Here is an 18,031-nt window from a genome sequence, read left to right on the forward strand (position 1 = left end):
ATTTCAAATCCAATCCAAAGTCTTTTACATCAGTCCGCTGTATCAGTACCTGTTCCAGATCACATCTTTTCTGCAATTTATCAGCCAAGCTGTTTCTCTATATCCGCAACTATCTCCGCAACTATCTTTTCCGGATCACCTGACATATTGCATCCCGCAGCCTTCACATGGCCGCCACCGCCGTGGCTGCACGCGATCTCACTCACGTTCACGATATCATTTGCCCTGAGGGATATCTTGTAATTATCCTCACCAGCCTGATACATGAAGAAAGCAACCTCAGTACCTGATGTCAGTCTGAGCTGATCCACGATTCCATCCGTATCCATCTTGCTGGCACCAAATCTGTCAAAGTCCTCCTTTGTCAGAAGTGTATGGGTTATCTTTCCATCTGCAAACTGCTTCATGTTGAGAAGCGCATAGCCCAGAAGCTTGTTCTGTATGAGCGTCTTCTTGTAGAAGGTCTCATCTATGACAAAGCTTGGTCTTGCCCCCTTCTCTATCAGGATTCCCGCTATAGTCATGGCTGCCCTTGTTGTATTGCTGTGCTTAAACACTCCCGTATCGTGGACTATTCCGGTATACAGGCACTCTGCACACTTCTGATTGATCTTATCAGCGTCAAGGAGCTTGAATATAGCTTCCGCAGCGGAGCACGCATCACTTTCCACATAGCACACATCACCAAAGCCCTTATTGGACACATGGTGGTCTATACACAAGGTTCTCTTCGCAGTCTCATAATATCTGACAAATGGTGTGAATCTATCCATATCTCCGCAGTCAAGCGACATAAACAGATCATAGGTCTCGTCATCTGCCTCATGTTTTACAGTAGATGCACCATTCAGGAACATAAATACATCTGGGAATTCCTGAAGATATACCTGAACCCTCTTGTCAGGGTAATTGCTTGTAATATAGTTATACATTCCAAGTGTTGAACCTATACAGTCACCATCAGGATTGATATGTCCTGTTATGGCTATGCTGTCTGCATTCTCTATCTCCCTTATAAGATCGTTCATGATATACCTCCTTTTAAATTCTCATATTATATCCTACTCTTCAAACTCATCTTCACTCTCTGAGTTTTCATCTGTACTCTCGTCAGCATCGCCATGCTTTCCGAGAGCCTCATCTATCTTGTGGGACATACTGACACCATACTCTATGGACTGGTCCATGATAAATGTTATCTCCGGTGTATTGCGCAGATTTACAGAATGAGCAAGCTCTCTTCTGATATATCCCATTGCGCTGTTCAGCCCTGCAAATGTGGAATCAACAGCATCCTGGTCACCCAGGACACTGATATATGCCTTACAGAACTTGAGATCAGGTGTGACAACCACATCAACGACCGAAGTCATAGGTGATATTCTTGGATCCTTGATCTCACGGCTGATGATCCTGCTGAGTTCTCTCTGGACCTCACCGTTGATCCTGTTATTCTTTACACTGTTTTTTCTCATATCTATTACTACTTTCTAGGCACCTCTACCATCTCGTATGCCTCTATCTGATCTTCCTCTGCAACGTCCTGGAAGTTCTCGAATACCATACCACACTCAAAGCCGGACTTAACTTCCTTGACATCATCCTTGAATCTCTTGAGTGAAGCAAGCTTTCCTTCAAATATAAGATTGCCCTCTCTGGTAATCCTTACGCTGCAGTTTCTGTTGATTGTTCCGTCGAGAACATATGAACCGGCAATGACACCGATACCAGAAGCCTTGTATGTCTGTCTGATCTCTGCGTGTCCGATGACCTTCTCCTCATATATAGGATCAAGCATACCCTTCATTGCTGAATCAATATCCTCTATTGCATTGTAAATGACTCTGTACAGACGAACATCTACCCCCTCGCTGTCAGCCATATCCTTTGCTCTCGCATCCGGTCTGATATTGAAACCGATTACGATGGCATTTGATGCTGATGCAAGAATTATATCTGACTCGTTGATAGCACCTACACCTGCATGTATGCACTTGATAACTACCTCGTCATTTGAGAGTTTTAAGAGACTCTGCTTAACGGCCTCAACTGAACCCTGTACATCTGCCTTGATGATGATCTTGAGCTCCTTGAGGTTGCCGGCCTGGATCTGGCTGTACAGATCGTCAAGTGACATTCTCTGCTTTGTATCTGCAAGAAGCTTCTCCTTACCCTGCGAGATATATGTCTCTGATATGGTTCTTGCTTCCTTCTCATTGTCAACTGCCATGAATATCTCGCCTGCATCAGGAACTGTGTTGAGACCCTGGATCTGTACAGGTGTTGATGGAAGAGCCTCTGTAACTCTCTCACCTCTTGAGTTGGTCATGGCACGTACCTTACCATGTGACGCTCCGACAGCGATGTAATCTCCAACATGGAGTGTTCCCTTCTGTACAAGCATTGTTGCAACAGGTCCACGTCCCTTGTCAAGCTCAGCCTCGATGACGATACCTCTTGCCTTTCTGTTAGGATTTGCCTTGAGTTCAAGCACATCTGCTGTGAGGAGGATCATCTCAAGGAGATTGTCGATACCTTCCTTAGTATGTGCAGATACAGGACAGAATATTGTTGAACCGCCCCAATCCTCTGGGATCAGCTCGTACTCTGTGAGCTCCTGCTTAACTCTCTCTATATTCGCACTTTCCTTATCGATCTTGTTGATCGCTACTATGATCTCGATTCCGGCAGCCTTTGCATGGTTGATAGCCTCGATTGTCTGTGGCATAACACCATCATCGGCAGCTACAACAAGGATAGCGATATCTGTACTCTGTGCACCACGCATACGCATCGCTGTGAACGCCTCATGTCCAGGAGTATCAAGGAATGTGATAGTCTGGCCATTTACATCGACAACAGATGCACCGATCGCCTGTGTGATTCCACCAGCCTCGCCCGATGTAACCTTTGTCTGTCTGATCGCATCAAGGAGTGATGTCTTACCGTGATCAACGTGTCCCATAACGCAGACTACTGGAGGTCTTGGAACCATGTCCTTCTCGTCCTCTTCGTCCTCCTTCAGGAGTTCCTCGATCACATCTACCTTCTCCTCTTCCTCAGCTATACAGTTGTACTCAAGTGCGATCTCTGAAGCCTCGTCAAATGGAAGCTCTGAGTTCACATTGACCATCTTACCTGCGAGGAACAACTTCTTGATAAGTGCTGTTACAGGAGTCTTTACCGCATCAGCCAGCTCCTTGAGTGTTACAACCTCAGGAAGTGTGATGGTTCTGATTGCATCCGGATCCTCCTGTGGTGCCTGCTGCTTCTTCTGTGGCTTGTTCTTCACATTCTTCGCAAGTCTGCTGATATCAGCCTCGACCTCCTCAGGTGATCTTCTGTTGCCCTTACGTGGCTTGTTCTTATCTCTGTTGTAGTTATCTCTGTTCTGGCTCTTTAAATCCTTACCCGGCATCTCCTTCGCATCGAAGTCCTTGCGGTCTCTCTTGAATGGTGCTCTCTTCTGAGCTGGGCTGTCATCCTCGTCATCCTTGCCAAATGGCATATTGATACGGTTGCTGAAACGGTTGCCACCATCTCTGTTAAAGCCTCTTCCGCCCTGGTTTCTATCGCCATTGCCGAAGCGTCCGCCACCCTGGTTTCTGTCTCCGTCTCTGTTAAACCTTGGTCTGTCACCCTGGCCGTCCCTGTTAAATCTTGGTCTGTCACCCTGGTTTCTATCACCATCTCTGTTAAACCTTGGTCTGTCATTCTGGCCGTCTCTGTTAAATCTTGGTCTGTCACCCTGGTTTCTGTCGCCATCTCTGTTAAACCTTGGTCTGTCGCCCTGACCGTCTCTGCCTACTCTTGGTCTGTCACTCTGATTTCTGTCGCCCTGGCCATCTCTGCCGAATCTTGGTCTGTCACCCTGATTTCTGTCGCCCTGGTTCCTGTCGTTGCTGAATCTGGCTCTGTCTGAACCGCCCTGTCTGTCGTTGTTAAATCTGACTCTGTTACCGTTGTTATTCATCTTGCCGCCGTTTCTGTCCTCCCTGGCAAATCTTACATGATTGCCAGAACCCTGTCTGGCTGCTGAATTGTCATCCCTTGAAGGATTCTGCTTCTGCGCGTCCGCCTTTGGCGCTGCAGCAGGCTTTGCTGTCTCAGGCTTTGGCTGCTCTGTCTTAGGCGCTGCCTTTGGAGCCTCCTGCTTTGGTGCTGCAGGCTTTGGGGTCTCAGCCTTTGGAGCCTCGGCCTTTGGCGCAGTCTTTGCTCCAAACTTAGCTTTAATTATTCCAACCATCGAATCGTCCAGATTGGACATATGACTCTTGATCTCTATTCCCTTTGCGCCAAGTGTATCTATGATATCTTTATTTGAAATGTTTAACTGTTTTGATAATTCGTGTACTCTGATTTTAGCCAAATGTTACACCTCCATGTTTTCATTTACATTCATGTACTTTATGATCTGATTCCCGAATCCCTCGTCAAGTATCGCAATGGATGTTCTCATCTCATTGCCACTGTACTTGCCAAGCTCATCCTTTGTCCCGTACTCATAATAAGGAATCCCATAATAATTACATTTCTGGTCGAAAAGTTTCTTCGTATTGTCAGAAGCGTCCTTCGCCACAATGACCACGTACGCGCTCTGATTCTTAACTGCTTTCTCTACTGAGAAATTGCCACTGCACAGCCTTCTGGCTCTGGCACACAGAGAAATTAACGAGTAGATCTTGTTATTCTTCAATGTCACGCAGCTCCTTGTCTAATTGTTCATACACCTCAGCAGGTATGCTGACCTTGAAAGCCTTCTCAAGTGCTTTGCTTCCAACCGCCTTCTTAAGGCACTCGGATTTCTTGCATATATAAGCGCCTCTTCCGTTGAGCTTGCCGGTTGCATCAACTGCGAACTGCCCGTCATTGCTTCGGACTATCCTTATCAGCTCACTCTTCGGCATCATCTCACGGCATCCAAGGCATTGCCTCAGAGGTACCTTCTTTGCCATCTCATCACTCCCTATTCTCTATCATGTGCCACTACATCAATGCAAATGATTACTCTTCGTCGTTTGTGTCTACTGTTTCATCTATGTCAAATGAAGCAGCATCGGCATCTTTATCTTCGCTTACTTCATCATAATATTCATCTTCGTTATAAGGATCAAAGTTCTCATCCTCTGGCTGCTCATCAAAGTAACCCATCTCCTCGGCCTTTGAATGGCTCTTAATATCGATCTTGTATCCTGTCAGCTTGGCTGCAAGGCGGGCATTCTGACCCTTCTTACCGATTGCAAGTGAAAGCTGTGTATCAGGTACTACGACAAATGCTGTCTTCTCATCAAGATCAACTGATACGTCCTCAACATCTGAAGGACTGAGCGCATTGTAAATAAACTCAGCAGGGTTCTCACTCCAAGGAATGATGTCGATCTTTTCACCGTTCAGATCTGCAACGACAGCATTTACTCTGTCACCATTGATTCCTACGCATGCTCCAACTGCATCGACGTTCTCATCGTTTGACCATACTGCGATCTTAGATCTTGATCCTGCCTCTCTGCAGAAGCTCTTGATCTCAACTGTTCCGTCTGCGATCTCTGTTACTTCCTTCTCAAAAAGTCTCTTGACGAGCTCTGGATGAGTTCTTGATACAGTGATCCTTGGTCCTCTGTTTGTCTTCTTGACCTCTGTGATATAAAGCTTTATTCTGTCGCCTCTCTCGTAGCTCTCTCCCTCGATCATCTCTGACGGCTTTAAGAGTGCCTCTGTCTTGTCATCAAGGCTCACATTCACGCTGTCTCCAACCTGTCTCTGAACGATTCCTGTTACGATATCCTTCTCCTTCATATGGAAGTGATCGTATATAGCTGCTCTCTCATTCTCATTGATAGCCTGAACGATGACATTTCTCGCACGCTGGGCTGCTATTCTTCCAAAGTTCTTAGTTGTGATCTCTATATTTACTGTATCACCTATCTCGTACTTGCTGCTTATCATCTTGGCCTGCTCCAGTGTTATCTGGCATGCAGGATTCTCAACTTCCTCAACAACCTCTTTGGCTGCATATACATGGCACTCACCAGTCTCTCTGTCCAGTGAAACTGTAATGTTCTCGTCTGTATTGAAATCCTTCTTGCAGGCTGTCTTGAGTGATCTCTCTATAGCCTCAAGCAGAACATCCTTGCTAATGTTTCTCTCCTTCTCAAGCTGATTCAATGCTTCAATGATCTCTGACACCTTTTTATCCTCCTAATATATAAATGCTAATCGTATCATGGAAATATCTTTTCTCGTTATCGTTATCTCTGTCTCATCCTCAAGCTCAATGGTGACTGTATTCTCATCATATGCCTTGAGCACACCCTCGAATTCCTTTGCACCATTCACCTTGGCAAATGTCTTGATCTCCACGACCTTACCTATGCTTCTCTTGAAATCCTTCTCTTTCTTCAGTGGTCTCGTAAGCCCCGGTGAGCTGACCTCCAGTATATAGGCATCTCCTATATAATCATCCTGGTCAAGCAGGTCTCCAAGTGCTCTGTTCACTATCTCGCAATCACCGATCGTGATGCCACCTTCCTTGTCCGCATACACTCTGAGGTAATAATCACTGCCTTCCTTGACGTACTCCACATCAACAAGCTCCAGATTGTTCTCCTCAATGATCGGCATCACAAGTGCCTCCGTCTTTGCTTCAATATCCGCTCTCTTCGTAAATACGACCACCTTTCTGTAAAATATTATCCCCACAACAATTGAGAGTGGGCCAAGGCCCACTCTCATGCTGTAATCTATAACAATCTCACTTATTGTATCATAATTATCAAATAATTCAAGTACAAATATTAACAAATATTTATGCGTTTCTTCTGGCTGCGTCCTCACGGTAATATTTGTCAAGCACCTTGTTCGCCTTCTTGTCGTCAAGAACGCATTTGTTGGACAGTGCAACCTTGACGAGTTCATCCAGTGCTTCCTCCCTAAGTGCCGTGCTCTTGATGTTGACATTTGCAAGCTCTGTGTACGCTCCCATCTTTCTTGTGAGCGTCTCGTACTCCTCTGGAAGCATCCTGTCTATCATATTCCTGATCTGCTTGGATACCGCCTGGCTGTTGCCGCCTGTTGTGACTCCCACCACAAGATCTCCGCGGACGATAACGCCTGGAAACAGGAAGCTGCTGAGCTCCTTGTTATCAGCCACATTTACCATGATGCCCCTGTCATTACAATATGTACCTATCTTGGCATTGATCTCCGGGCGCCTGGTTGCCGCCACAACAATGTCTGCATTCTGCAGTATGTCAAGTGCCACGTTGCTCTCATGTACATTTATTCCCTTTATCGCTTTTATATCATCGCACACCTTCGGCGCAATGACCGCTATCTTCGCTCCGAAATACAGCAGCGAATTGATCTTTCTAAGTGCTGCCTTACCTCCACCTACAACTATTACTTTCTTGCCCTCAAGATCGATGTACATTGGAAAGTATGCCATATCTTATCTCCTCCGAATATTCTATAAATCTAGTCATATACTTACTGTGAAAGCTGCTTAAAAAACTTTCACAGCAAATTATAAATGAGGAATTAAGAAATGGCAATTACAAATAACGTTGGTTCACTAAAAATTCAGATAACGAACAACAATTTCTTTCCCGTCGAGGGTGCTTCCGTATACATAAGCCCTACGGGAATGCCCGATTCCACCTCAGAGGAATTTGTCACCGATGAAAATGGTATCGTCATCGACGAAGAGCTTCCCGCCCCCGATGTCGCCTACAGTCTGGAGCCTGGCGACAACCAGCCATACTCGGAATACAACGTGCTTGTGAACGCTCCCGGATACAACGAGCGCTTCATCTCCGGGGTTCAGATATTCTCCGGTGAGAACGGGATCCAGAACATAGAGCTGACGCCATCCGATGGAAGCGATACGAACCCTACCGTTCTCGACGCCCACACCCTCTGGGAGCAGTATCCACCCAAGATCGCCGAGGACATGATAAAACCGGTGAATCCATCAGGCGGCATAGTGTTGAGCCGCGTCGTTGTACCTGAGACCATAGTTGTCCATGACGGCGCCCCGGCGGACTCCACCGCCAGGGACTACTATGTTCCATATAAGGATTACATAAAGAATGTTGCCTGCAACGAGATATATTCCACCTGGCCTGATGCAGCCATCCGTGCAAATGTACTGGCGATACAGTCATTTACCCTTAATAGAGTCTATACCGAGTGGTATAGGGGAAAAGGATACGACTTTACTATCACGAGCAATACTGCGTTCGACCAGAAGTGGGTCTACAATGCAACCATATTTGAAAATGTCTCCCAGATCGTCGATGAGATGTTCGCCAACTATCTCTCAAAGCCCAACGTTACACAGCCACTGTTCACCCAATACTGCGACGGCAGACGTGTATCCTGTCCGGGCTGGATGACACAGTGGGGATCAAAATCCCTGGCAGACGACGGTCTTACCGCCATCCAGATTCTCAGATACTATTATGGGGATACAATATACATCAACACCTCGGAGACTATATCCGGTATACCTTCTTCTTATCCGGGCTACGAGCTGACCATCGGCTCAAGCGGTGACAAGGTCTCCCAGCTCCAGAGACAGCTCGCCAGGATCGCACTCAACTATCCTGCCATCGGTACCGTAACCGTCGACGGCGTATATGGTCAGAACACCGCTGATGCTGTGAGAAAGTTCCAGCAGATATTCAATCTTCCGGTTACCGGAGTCACCGACTATAAAACGTGGTATAAAATTTCACAGATATATGTGGGAGTTACGAAGATTGCGGAGAATGTGTAGCACCGCTTCACACACTATGGCATGAAAACACAAAAAAGCTGAAATCTTAATGATTTCAGCTTTTAGCAGTTCGTAGGGGAATCGAACCCCTGTTTTCGCCGTGAGAGGGCGACGTCTTAGCCGCTTGACCAACGAACCATAAGTGCTTGTATCCTGCCGCTTCGCTTGCGACCTGTTTAATATAACAGAAACGAAAGCAGAATGCAAGCACTTTTTTTATAAAATTGCAAACTTTTTTCAGATTATTGACTTAATTTGTTCCGCCAGCCTACATAAAGTCAAACAGCGAAAGCTGATTTGTCTCCGGCATTCCGTCCAGGATGCCCAGCTCACTCATCTTCTCGATGGTTCCCTTGCCGATCTTTGCACGCTCATTGATCTCCTCCTTGGAGAGGAACGGCCCCTTCTGGGCGGCATCGTAGAGCTGCTGTGCAGCCTTCTCTCCCATTCCTTCTATGGATGCGAAGGATGGCATGATCTTGCCGTCTATTATCTGGAACCTGTCAGCCTTTGCCTTGTATATATCTATTGGAACAAAGTCGTAGCCTCTTGCGTACATCTCGAGAACTATCTTCAGATCCTTGAGCTTGCCCTCGTCCTTGGCTGATCTCTTGTTCTTGTCCACCTTGCTTATCTCATTGATATGGAAGAGAACTCTCTCCTTGCCAAAGCACATCATCTCATAGCTGAAGTCATCAGCTCTGATACTGAAGAATGCTGTATAGTATTCAAGCGGATAATTGACCTTGAACCAGGCAATTCTCCACGCCATCATGACATAGGCCGCCGCATGGGCCTTCGGGAACATGTACTTGATCTTCTGACATGACCATACGTACCAGTCCGGTACTCCGTGGGCAGCCATCTCCGCCTTCCAGTCATCCCATTTGTCACATTTGCCCTTGGCAACTATTCCTTTACGGACTTTCTCCATGATATTGAAGGCAAGTCCGGCATCAAGTCCCATGTGTATCAGATAAACCATAATATCGTCACGACAACAAATGGCTGTCGATATGGTACACTTGCCTGACTTGATGAGCTCCTGCGCGTTGCCCAGCCATACATCGGTTCCATGCGCCAGACCCGCTATTCGCACAAGATCTGAGAAACATGTCGGCTTGGCATCTATAAGCATCTGCATAGCAAAGTCTGTTCCGAACTCCGGCACCCCCAGGCTTCCAAGAGGTATCCCATTGATATCCTCCGGTGTGATCCCCAGCGACTTTGTGCTGTGAAACAATTCCATGACATCCTTGTCGTCAAGTCTTATCTTCGTGGCATCAAGTCCCGTCAGATCCTCCAGACGCCTTATCATAGTCGGATCATCATGGCCAAGAATATCAAGCTTCAGCAGGTTATGATCGATTGAATGGTACTCAAAGTGCGATGTGATAATATCCGACGTCACATCATTTGCCGGGTGCTGTATAGGTGTAAATGAATATATCTCCTCATGTCTCGGAAGAACTATCATACCACCCGGATGCTGCCCCGTGGTTCTCCTGACACCGGTACATCCCAGGGCCAGACGCTCCATCTCGCATCTTCTCTTTGTGACCGTTGCATTCTCCTCAGCGTACTTCTTCGCGGCCTTCTCATCCATTCCGGACGCCTTGGCCTCCGCCATGAGATCCTCCTTGGAGTGATCCTTGAAGTAATTATACACATATCCAAATGCTGTCTTTTCCGCAACACCACCTACGGTTCCCGCCTTGAATGCCTTGCCCTTGCCGAAGAGTACCTCGGTGTATGCATGTGCCTTCGACTGATACTCACCTGAGAAGTTCAGATCGATATCAGGCTCCTTGTCTCCGTTGAATCCAAGGAATGTCTCGAATGGTATATCGTGCCCTTCCTTTATAAGCGGTGTTCCACAATTCGGACAGTCTCTGTCCGGCATATCACATCCGCTCATTCCCGAATACGACTTTACAAGCTCTGAATCAAAATCCACAAAGTGGCATTTCGGACAGATATAGTGAGCCGACAGCGGATTTACCTCCGTGATACCGGCCATTGTTGCAACAAATGAAGATCCAACCGAACCTCGGGAACCAACCAGATATCCGTGGTCATTGGAATCCCACACAAGCTTCTGTGCGATGATGTACATAACCGCAAATCCATTTGAAATGATGGAGTGCAGCTCCCTGTCAAGTCTCTCCTGAACCTGAGGTGGCAGGTCTGGGCCATATATCTCATGTGCCTTGGTATAACATATATCCGTAAGTGTCTGATCCGAATTCTCGATGATAGGAGGCGCCTTGTCCGGTCTGACCGGCTCTATCCTCTCTATCATGTCCGCTATCATATTCGTGTTTGTGATGACGACCTCCTTGGCCTTGTCACTTCCAAGATACTGGAACTCTGCCAGCATCTCCTCCGTGGTACGGAAATACAGCGGTGGCTGCATATCAGCATCGTCAAAGCCCTTGCTCTTCATGATGATCGCCCTGTATATATAATCCTCAGGATCAAGGAAATGCACATCACAGGTTGCGACCACTGGCTTGTTGAACATCTCTCCGAGCTCCACGATCCTCTTGTTGTATCCGATCAGATCGTCCATGGTCTTTGGATTCCTTGTATCCCTCGTCATGAATTCATTGTTGCCAAGCGGCTGTATCTCAAGGTAGTCAAACCAGTTGACCAGTCTCACTATCTCCTCATCCGACGCATCATCAACTATGGCACGGAACAGCTCTCCCGCCTCACAGGCAGAGCCTATTATCAGACCCTCTCTGTATTTGTTGATGAGACTCATCGGCATACGCGGCCTTCGCGCAAAATATGTCAGATGAGACTCAGATATGAGCCTGTACAGATTGACTCTTCCTATCTCGTTCTTTGCCAGGATGATTCCGTGATATGTCTTATCCTTCTTGATCGCATCAGGTGAGGTGCTTCCAAGGACATTTAGATCATCCATGGTCTTAACATCTCTCTCCTTCAGCATGTCGAGCAGCTTGAAGAATACTTTCGCCGTGGCCTCCGCATCGTCTATGGCTCTGTGGTGATGCGCATTCACGACTTTGAGTTCCTTACACACTCTGTCCAGAGTGAATTTTCCAAGCTCCGGCAGCAGTATATGGCTGAGCGTCATGGTATCCAGAACCGTGTTGTCGAACTTAAGTCCAAGCTCCTCCGCATTCATTCTCACAAATCCCGTATCAAATGACGCATTGTGGGCAACCACGATATCGTCACCGCAGAACTCCACAAATCTCGGAACGATCACATCGAACATCGGCGCATCCTTTACCATATCATCATTTATGGATGTGAGCTGTTCTATCTGGTATGGGATAGGCACACCCGGATTTATAAACTCCGAGAATGTATCTACGACCTCTCCGTCCTTCACCTTGACCGCACCGATCTCTATGATCTTGTTGTGCTTCTTGGAAAGTCCCGTTGTCTCTATATCAAATACCACGTATTCCGAATCAAGGCTCTGATTCCTTGAGTTCTTAACCAGATCCTTCAGGTCATCGACAAAGTAACCCTCGACACCATATATGATCTTGAAATCTTTTCTGAGTCCCTTTGTATGGTTTGCTATAGGGAAAGCCTGAACAACACCGTGATCCGTGATCGCTATGGCAGGGTGTCCCCAGTCGCTGGCACGCTTCACGATGGTCTCTATATCGACCACGCTGTCCATCTCGCTCATCTTGGTATGCATGTGAAGCTCGACACGCTTCTCAGGATATGTATCCATACGAGGTACACGGAAGTCCTGAATGTGCTTCATACCGAGCACTCGGCATATCATAACCTCCTTGGCATACGAGTCGAACTCGGCAAGGCCCTTCATCCTATAGAACTTACCCTTCTGTATCTCCTCGCGGTAGACCTCCATATCCTCAGGACTGCAGAACATCTTGAAGCCTATGGTGTCTGTGAAATCTGTTATATATCCCGTCAGTATGATCTTGCCATTTCGGAGCTCTCTCTCCTCAGTGCTCATGATCTGTCCGTGGATGACGACCTCTCCGATACCATCGTTGATGCTGGATATCTCAAGCAGCTTGCCCTCCACATCTCTTCCTATGAACACCTCTGGATCATCTGAATATCTTCGCCTTCTTCCGAACTTCTCCTTTTCACCGCCATTTTTCTGGCCTGAATCGCCGCCGGAGGATGCAGGAGCAGCCTTCTTCTCATCAGACTTGTGTCCCTCGCTCTTCTTATCTTCCTTCTTCGACACTCCGAGCTTATCCTTGTCCACGGCCTTTCCATCCACGATGATGTCGCCATGATCCCTGAGGTTGTTCAATATGGCATCTATCTTCTGCTGCTCAACAAGTGCACTGGCTCTCCTCAGCTTCTCCTTGTCCGCCTCACTGTACTCAAATGCAACATTGACATTCAGGTCAAATCTCTCCTGGAACATCTCCTCCATATACGCCTTTATTTTCTCAGCGTGTATATGCGCTATCTTACTGTCCTCTATAGCTATGGTTATCGCGTCTCCGTCACAGTACAGTTCTCCTATCGATCTGGATATAAGCCTGTAGCCCACATTGCTGAATGATCTTATATCGTAGAGTATGCTGTCCTGATATGCTTTGACTATTGCTTCGAGATTGTACTGTGTAGAAAGTGTATAGTGTTCCCGTATCTGGACCGTATACCTTTTATTGCCAAATACAAACTTACGGATACACTCCTCCGCCTTTTCTATATTCGGTCTGCTTATTATATGTCTCGATCTTATGTCAACCTGCAGGATATTTTTACTGTCATATATCGTGACTTTTGTCACATACACCTCGGTGAACAGACCTGCAAGCTCCTTAGTCATCTCCACTCCGGGGAACACCGTCATGAAGAGCTCCGCCTGCTCATTTCCGGCATCTGAAACCGCCGTTGCAGAGCCATCACTGACCACGTCTTCGTCCTCGGCATCTTCCTCCATATCATCTGCGATATGCCAGTCCGAGTCGTGAACATCCGCCTGGGTGTACGATGCGCTCTCCTGCTGCATATCAGCATACATCTGGCTCTCATACATCTCCTGTTCAGCCATTTGGGCTTCATAATCCATCTGAGTCTGCATCTCATCGGCATACATCTGATCTATATTCTCTTGTTCCCAAATACGATCTTCGTTGTTCAATCCTATTCACTCCAATTATCTAACTCGCGCTTCAGCGCCGGTATAAATTCATCCTCACTGAGTTTGCCTACTATCTCACCCTTTTTGATGAGCAGTCCGCAGCCCTTGCCTCCTGCAATACCAAGGTCTGCCTCCTTGGCCTCTCCCGGGCCGTTCACCACACACCCCATAACTGCGACTTTAATATTGAGATTGTCATAGTCTGACACAAGCTTTTCAACCTTGTTTGCAAGTCCGATAAGGTCAATCTCAGTACGTCCACAGGTCGGACATGACACAAGCTCTACTCCGCCCTTTCTGAGTCCAAGAGCCTTGAGAATAAGCTTTGCCGACAGGATCTCATCCACCGGATCTCCTGTCAGGGACACTCTTATCGTATCGCCTATTCCCTCATGGAGTATGATTCCAAGTCCCACCGATGATTTGATATTTCCTCTTGTGACGGTTCCTGACTCCGTGATTCCCACATGCAGAGGGTAATCTGTCTTGTCCGCGATGAGCTCATGGGCTCTCACGCACATCATAACATCAGACGACTTGATGCTTATGACTATGTTGTGATAGTCAAGCTCCTCGATCATGCGCACCTTGTCAAGAGCGCTCTCAACTATTCCCTCTGCGGTCACTCCGCCGTACTTCTCCACGAGATTCTTCTCCAGAGAACCACTGTTTACACCGACCCTTATAGGAATATTTCTCTTTCTGGCAGCCTCGACTACCTTTGCCAGCTTCTCCTGTCCTCCGATATTTCCCGGATTTATCCTGATCTTGTCCACACCATTTTCTATGGCCTTTATGGCAAGCCTGTAGTCAAAATGTATGTCGCCCACAAGCGGAATGTGGATCTGTTTCTTTATAGCCGGGATTGCATCTGCTGCAGCCTCATCGTTTATCGTACATCTGATTATGTCACATCCGGCCTTCTCAAGCTGGAGTATCTGTGCAACCGTAGCCTCCACATCGCTCGTCTTTGTGTTGGTCATGGACTGTATAAGTATCGGATTGCCTCCGCCTATAACCCTGTCACCTATGTGGATCTCTCTTGTCTTCATATATACTCACAGCGCCAGTACATAAGCACTGGCGCCTTTCCTCCTTCTTTAATTGTCTTTAACTGAAAAATACATTCTTTATATCATTGAACAATATTACGACCATGAGGATCATGACCAGCACAAATCCCACAAATGTGACTATGTTTTCCTTGTCCTTCGGAACCTTCCGCCTGGTTATAAGCTCGATCAGCAGGAACAGGAAACGTCCTCCGTCAAGTCCCGGTATCGGAAGCATATTCATGATTCCAAGGTTGGCCGAGAGAAGCACTATATAGTTCATCCAGTTGAGGAGAACCGTAAGGACATCGACCTTTGCAGCCTCATTGAACGTATCGTTCATGGACTTTGCCACACCCACAGGGCCGGACACCTCATCTGAGCTGACCTGTCTGGTGACTATGAGCTTAAGGCTCAGGAACGTGGCCTTGACCCAGTATCTGACCTCATAGGCAGAATACTTCATCAGCTCGCCAAAATTCTGTGGCAAGACATAACCGCAGCTTACGATTCCCACCTTATAACCTGCACTTGTCTCCACCGGATATACAGTCGTATCGTACACCGTGCCATCCTTCTTCTGCATCTTGAGGTCTATAGGAGAACCGTCCCCGTATATCTCAAGATATATCTGAAGCTCCCTGAAGTTCTTGATCTTGCTTCCGCCGATCTCAAGGACGGTATCTCCATCCTCTATCCCGGCCTGCTCCGCAGGATAAACTCCATTGAACTCCTTGACAACATCCGCATACTCGCTTTCCTTCGCCATCTCGCTGTCGTACACCCTGCCGATAGTCGCAGGATCTGTACCACAGAAGTGGATTATGACCGCTGAAAAGATAAATGCTATAACTATGTTCATGAACGGACCGGCAAGAACCTCCGCCATACGCACCCATATGGACTTCTTCTCAAATGCGTTCTCGTCATCCTCATGACCTTCCTCGCCTTCGCTTAGCAGCATACAATAACCGCCCAGAGGTATGAGTCTCAGTGAATACTGTGTATCCTTCTTGGTAAACGAGAAGAGCTTTGGGCCAAGTCCCATGGAAAACTCAATTACCGATATATGATTGATCTTTGCGACAATAAAATGTCCAAGCTCATGAAAAAATATTATCACACCAAATACTAGAATTATGAGAATTATGTTCAATCTACCACCTGCTTTCTACAAAATCATATACCCTGCGCTCAGTGTCAAGTATCTGTGACACGTCAGGGTTTTCTATAACTGTATGACTCGCCATACACTCCTCTATTATCCTGTATATATCGAGGAAGCGTATCTTCCTGTCAAGGAATTTTGACACTGCGCACTCATTTGCCGCATTGAATACAGTCGGCATTGAACCGCCATCTGCTATGGCAGAATACGCATACTTTAATCCCTTAAATGTATCCATGTCCGGCTTCTCAAGAAGAATCGAGTTCATAGTCCAGAAGTTCAGTCTGTCACCGGCCATGTATCTTCTCTCCGGATAACACAAAGCGTACTGTATCGGAAGCTTCATGTCCGGAGTTCCAAGCTGTGCTATGACTGCGCCATCCCTGTACTCAACCATCGAGTGGATTATGCTCTGTGGCTGGACTACCACCTGGATATTCTCCGGCTTCACATCAAAGAGCCACTTTGCCTCTATAACCTCAAGTCCCTTGTTGACCATGGTTGCTGAATCTATTGTTATCTTTCTTCCCATACTCCAGTTTGGATGCTTGAGCGCATCCTCCACCTGAACATTCTCAAGAAATGCGGTATCCTTTCCCCTGAAAGGCCCACCTGACGCTGTGAGCAGTATCTTCTCCACATCGCCGTGCACATTTCCCTGAAGGGACTGGAATATAGCGGAATGTTCGCTGTCAACAGGCAGTATCGCTACATTCTTCTCCGCCGCCAGCGGCATGATGATATGTCCCGCTGTCACCAGAGTCTCTTTATTGGCAAGTGCTATGTCCTTTCCCGCATTTATGGCTGCTATAGTCGGTCTTATTCCGATCATGCCAACTATTGCCGTGACAAGGATGTCTGATGACGAAAGCTCTGCTATCTCTATCAATCCGTCCATGCCCGCAACAACTCTTATGTCAGTGTCCGCAAGGCACTCTCTGAGTCTCGCAGCATTCTCTTCGCTCCATATTCCCACAACCTCAGGCGAAAACTCCCTCGCCTGTTTTTCCAGGAGCTCTATATTACTTCCGGCGGCAAGCGCCACTATATTCAGATCTTCCTGAACCCTAACTATCTCAAGGGTCTGTGTTCCAATTGAACCTGTAGAGCCAATTATCGCTACATTCTTCATGTTATCCTCCTGTATCCGGATTTACCGGATCATCTATCCGAATATAATAGGCAGTATCCAGTGAACCCACTGGGCACTGCCCATCATGTATCCTACAGCAGATATACAAGCAGATAATAAATTATCGGTGCTGTAAATATTATGCTGTCAAATCTGTCCAATATTCCTCCGTGACCCGGAATCAGCTTTCCGTAGTCCTTGATGTCGTTATTTCTCTTTATCGCAGATGCTGCCAGATCTCCAATAACCGCCGGAAGTGCACCGACAGCGCCGACAACTGCAAAAAGTAATGGCGCATAGTTCATGGTGTCTACATACTTATCAAACAGTATGCCAAACACTGCTCCGAATACACCTGCTCCAACGATACCGCCGATAAGACCCTCTATGCTCTTCTTAGGGCTGAGCACAGGTGCCATCTTGTGCTTTCCGAGGGCTCTTCCCACGAAGTAAGCACATGTATCATTTATCCATGAGCTGACAAATATCAGCAGGACAAGTACCAGTCCATGCTCCATGTTTCTTATGAGATATACAAATGACAGCATGACACTTACATAGAAGAAATCCATAAATGCCGCCATGATCTGTTTATCACTGTATGTTGGGAATGTCAGCACATACACAGCAAGCATAACCAATAAATATATGACCATCATAGGAACAATAATGTCCATACGATCCAGGTATATGGCTATATAATACAGAACTGTCGCCAGGTAACACACGATTCCCGGAGTCTTCTTGTTCACTCCGTATACTCTGAGCAGCTCCATAT

The 18,031-nt window shown here is 46.9% G+C and carries 14 protein-coding genes and 1 tRNA gene; 1 reads left to right on the forward strand and 14 read right to left on the reverse strand.

Annotation, left to right across the window (positions count from 1 at the left end):
• Positions 1-80 precede the first annotated feature (80 nt).
• From AB5150_RS05390 to AB5150_RS05425, 8 genes are read right to left on the reverse strand one after another with little or no spacing between them, the layout of a single operon-like run.
• A complete protein-coding gene (locus AB5150_RS05390) occupies positions 81-1,028 on the reverse strand; it encodes a bifunctional oligoribonuclease/PAP phosphatase NrnA (RefSeq protein ID WP_349818310.1) in 948 nt (315 codons plus the stop codon).
• Between the two features lie 33 nt (positions 1,029-1,061).
• Positions 1,062-1,475 (reverse strand): 30S ribosome-binding factor RbfA, encoded by a 414-nt coding sequence (gene rbfA, locus AB5150_RS05395; RefSeq protein ID WP_015534838.1) that lies wholly within the window; start codon positions 1,473-1,475, stop codon positions 1,062-1,064.
• Positions 1,476-1,483: 8 nt separating this feature from the next.
• On the reverse strand, positions 1,484-4,369 hold the full coding sequence (gene infB / locus AB5150_RS05400) for a translation initiation factor IF-2 (protein WP_173795457.1): 2,886 nt from the start codon (positions 4,367-4,369) through the stop codon (positions 1,484-1,486).
• 3 nt (positions 4,370-4,372) lie between these two features.
• Positions 4,373-4,702 (reverse strand): ribosomal L7Ae/L30e/S12e/Gadd45 family protein, encoded by a 330-nt coding sequence (locus tag AB5150_RS05405; RefSeq protein ID WP_082418050.1) that lies wholly within the window; start codon positions 4,700-4,702, stop codon positions 4,373-4,375.
• A complete protein-coding gene (locus AB5150_RS05410; RefSeq protein WP_055144672.1) occupies positions 4,686-4,955 on the reverse strand; it encodes an RNase P modulator RnpM in 270 nt (89 codons plus the stop codon). Before AB5150_RS05410 ends, AB5150_RS05405 begins: the two co-directional genes overlap by 17 nt.
• Positions 4,956-5,004: 49 nt before the next feature.
• Entirely contained in the window at positions 5,005-6,186 is a 1,182-nt protein-coding gene (gene nusA / locus AB5150_RS05415; protein WP_055144675.1) for a transcription termination factor NusA, read from the reverse strand.
• 12 nt (positions 6,187-6,198) lie between these two features.
• On the reverse strand, positions 6,199-6,801 hold the full coding sequence (gene rimP / locus AB5150_RS05420) for a ribosome maturation factor RimP (protein WP_368291453.1): 603 nt from the start codon (positions 6,799-6,801) through the stop codon (positions 6,199-6,201).
• A 4-nt stretch (positions 6,802-6,805) separates the two neighbouring features.
• Positions 6,806-7,444, reverse strand: a complete 639-nt coding sequence (locus AB5150_RS05425) for a bifunctional precorrin-2 dehydrogenase/sirohydrochlorin ferrochelatase (protein WP_055280010.1) — start codon at positions 7,442-7,444, stop codon at positions 6,806-6,808.
• A gap of 99 nt (positions 7,445-7,543) precedes the next feature.
• Between AB5150_RS05425 and AB5150_RS05430 the strand changes: the two genes are divergently transcribed.
• Positions 7,544-8,776, forward strand: a complete 1,233-nt coding sequence (locus tag AB5150_RS05430) for a peptidoglycan-binding protein (RefSeq protein WP_055280011.1) — start codon at positions 7,544-7,546, stop codon at positions 8,774-8,776.
• A 66-nt stretch (positions 8,777-8,842) separates the two neighbouring features.
• On the opposite strand, the gene AB5150_RS05435 is transcribed toward AB5150_RS05430, so the two are convergent.
• The 6 genes from AB5150_RS05435 to AB5150_RS05460 form a co-directional block, all read right to left on the reverse strand.
• Positions 8,843-8,914 (reverse strand) — tRNA-Glu (locus tag AB5150_RS05435).
• Between the two features lie 130 nt (positions 8,915-9,044).
• Positions 9,045-13,856 (reverse strand): PolC-type DNA polymerase III, encoded by a 4,812-nt coding sequence (locus AB5150_RS05440; protein WP_368291491.1) that lies wholly within the window; start codon positions 13,854-13,856, stop codon positions 9,045-9,047.
• A 47-nt stretch (positions 13,857-13,903) separates the two neighbouring features.
• Positions 13,904-14,953, reverse strand: a complete 1,050-nt coding sequence (ispG, locus tag AB5150_RS05445) for a flavodoxin-dependent (E)-4-hydroxy-3-methylbut-2-enyl-diphosphate synthase (RefSeq protein WP_015534833.1) — start codon at positions 14,951-14,953, stop codon at positions 13,904-13,906.
• Positions 14,954-15,011: 58 nt separating this feature from the next.
• A complete protein-coding gene (locus tag AB5150_RS05450) occupies positions 15,012-16,109 on the reverse strand; it encodes an RIP metalloprotease (protein WP_055144682.1) in 1,098 nt (365 codons plus the stop codon).
• A gap of 1 nt (position 16,110) precedes the next feature.
• Positions 16,111-17,253, reverse strand: coding sequence for a 1-deoxy-D-xylulose-5-phosphate reductoisomerase (gene dxr, locus AB5150_RS05455; RefSeq protein WP_368291456.1), 1,143 nt, complete (start codon positions 17,251-17,253; stop codon positions 16,111-16,113).
• A 92-nt stretch (positions 17,254-17,345) separates the two neighbouring features.
• Positions 17,346-18,031, reverse strand: a 686-nt coding sequence (locus AB5150_RS05460) for a phosphatidate cytidylyltransferase (RefSeq protein ID WP_368291457.1), incomplete at its 5' end; no start/stop codon positions are given.

Source organism: Coprococcus sp. RTP21281st1_F1_RTP21281_210402, from assembly GCF_040915325.1.
GTDB lineage: Bacteria > Bacillota > Clostridia > Lachnospirales > Lachnospiraceae > Coprococcus > Coprococcus aceti.

Coding starts and splice junctions, on each gene's coding strand:
- AB5150_RS05390 (WP_349818310.1), bottom strand. CDS start 1,028: ATGAACGATCTTATAAGGGAGATAGAGAATGCAGACAGCATAGCCATA.
- rbfA (WP_015534838.1), bottom strand. CDS start 1,475: ATGAGAAAAAACAGTGTAAAGAATAACAGGATCAACGGTGAGGTCCAG.
- AB5150_RS05410 (WP_055144672.1), bottom strand. CDS start 4,955: ATGGCAAAGAAGGTACCTCTGAGGCAATGCCTTGGATGCCGTGAGATG.
- AB5150_RS05425 (WP_055280010.1), bottom strand. CDS start 7,444: ATGGCATACTTTCCAATGTACATCGATCTTGAGGGCAAGAAAGTAATA.
- AB5150_RS05430 (WP_055280011.1), top strand. CDS start 7,544: ATGGCAATTACAAATAACGTTGGTTCACTAAAAATTCAGATAACGAAC.
- AB5150_RS05440 (WP_368291491.1), bottom strand. CDS start 13,856: ATGTATGCCGATGAGATGCAGACTCAGATGGATTATGAAGCCCAAATG.
- ispG (WP_015534833.1), bottom strand. CDS start 14,953: ATGAAGACAAGAGAGATCCACATAGGTGACAGGGTTATAGGCGGAGGC.
- dxr (WP_368291456.1), bottom strand. CDS start 17,253: ATGAAGAATGTAGCGATAATTGGCTCTACAGGTTCAATTGGAACACAG.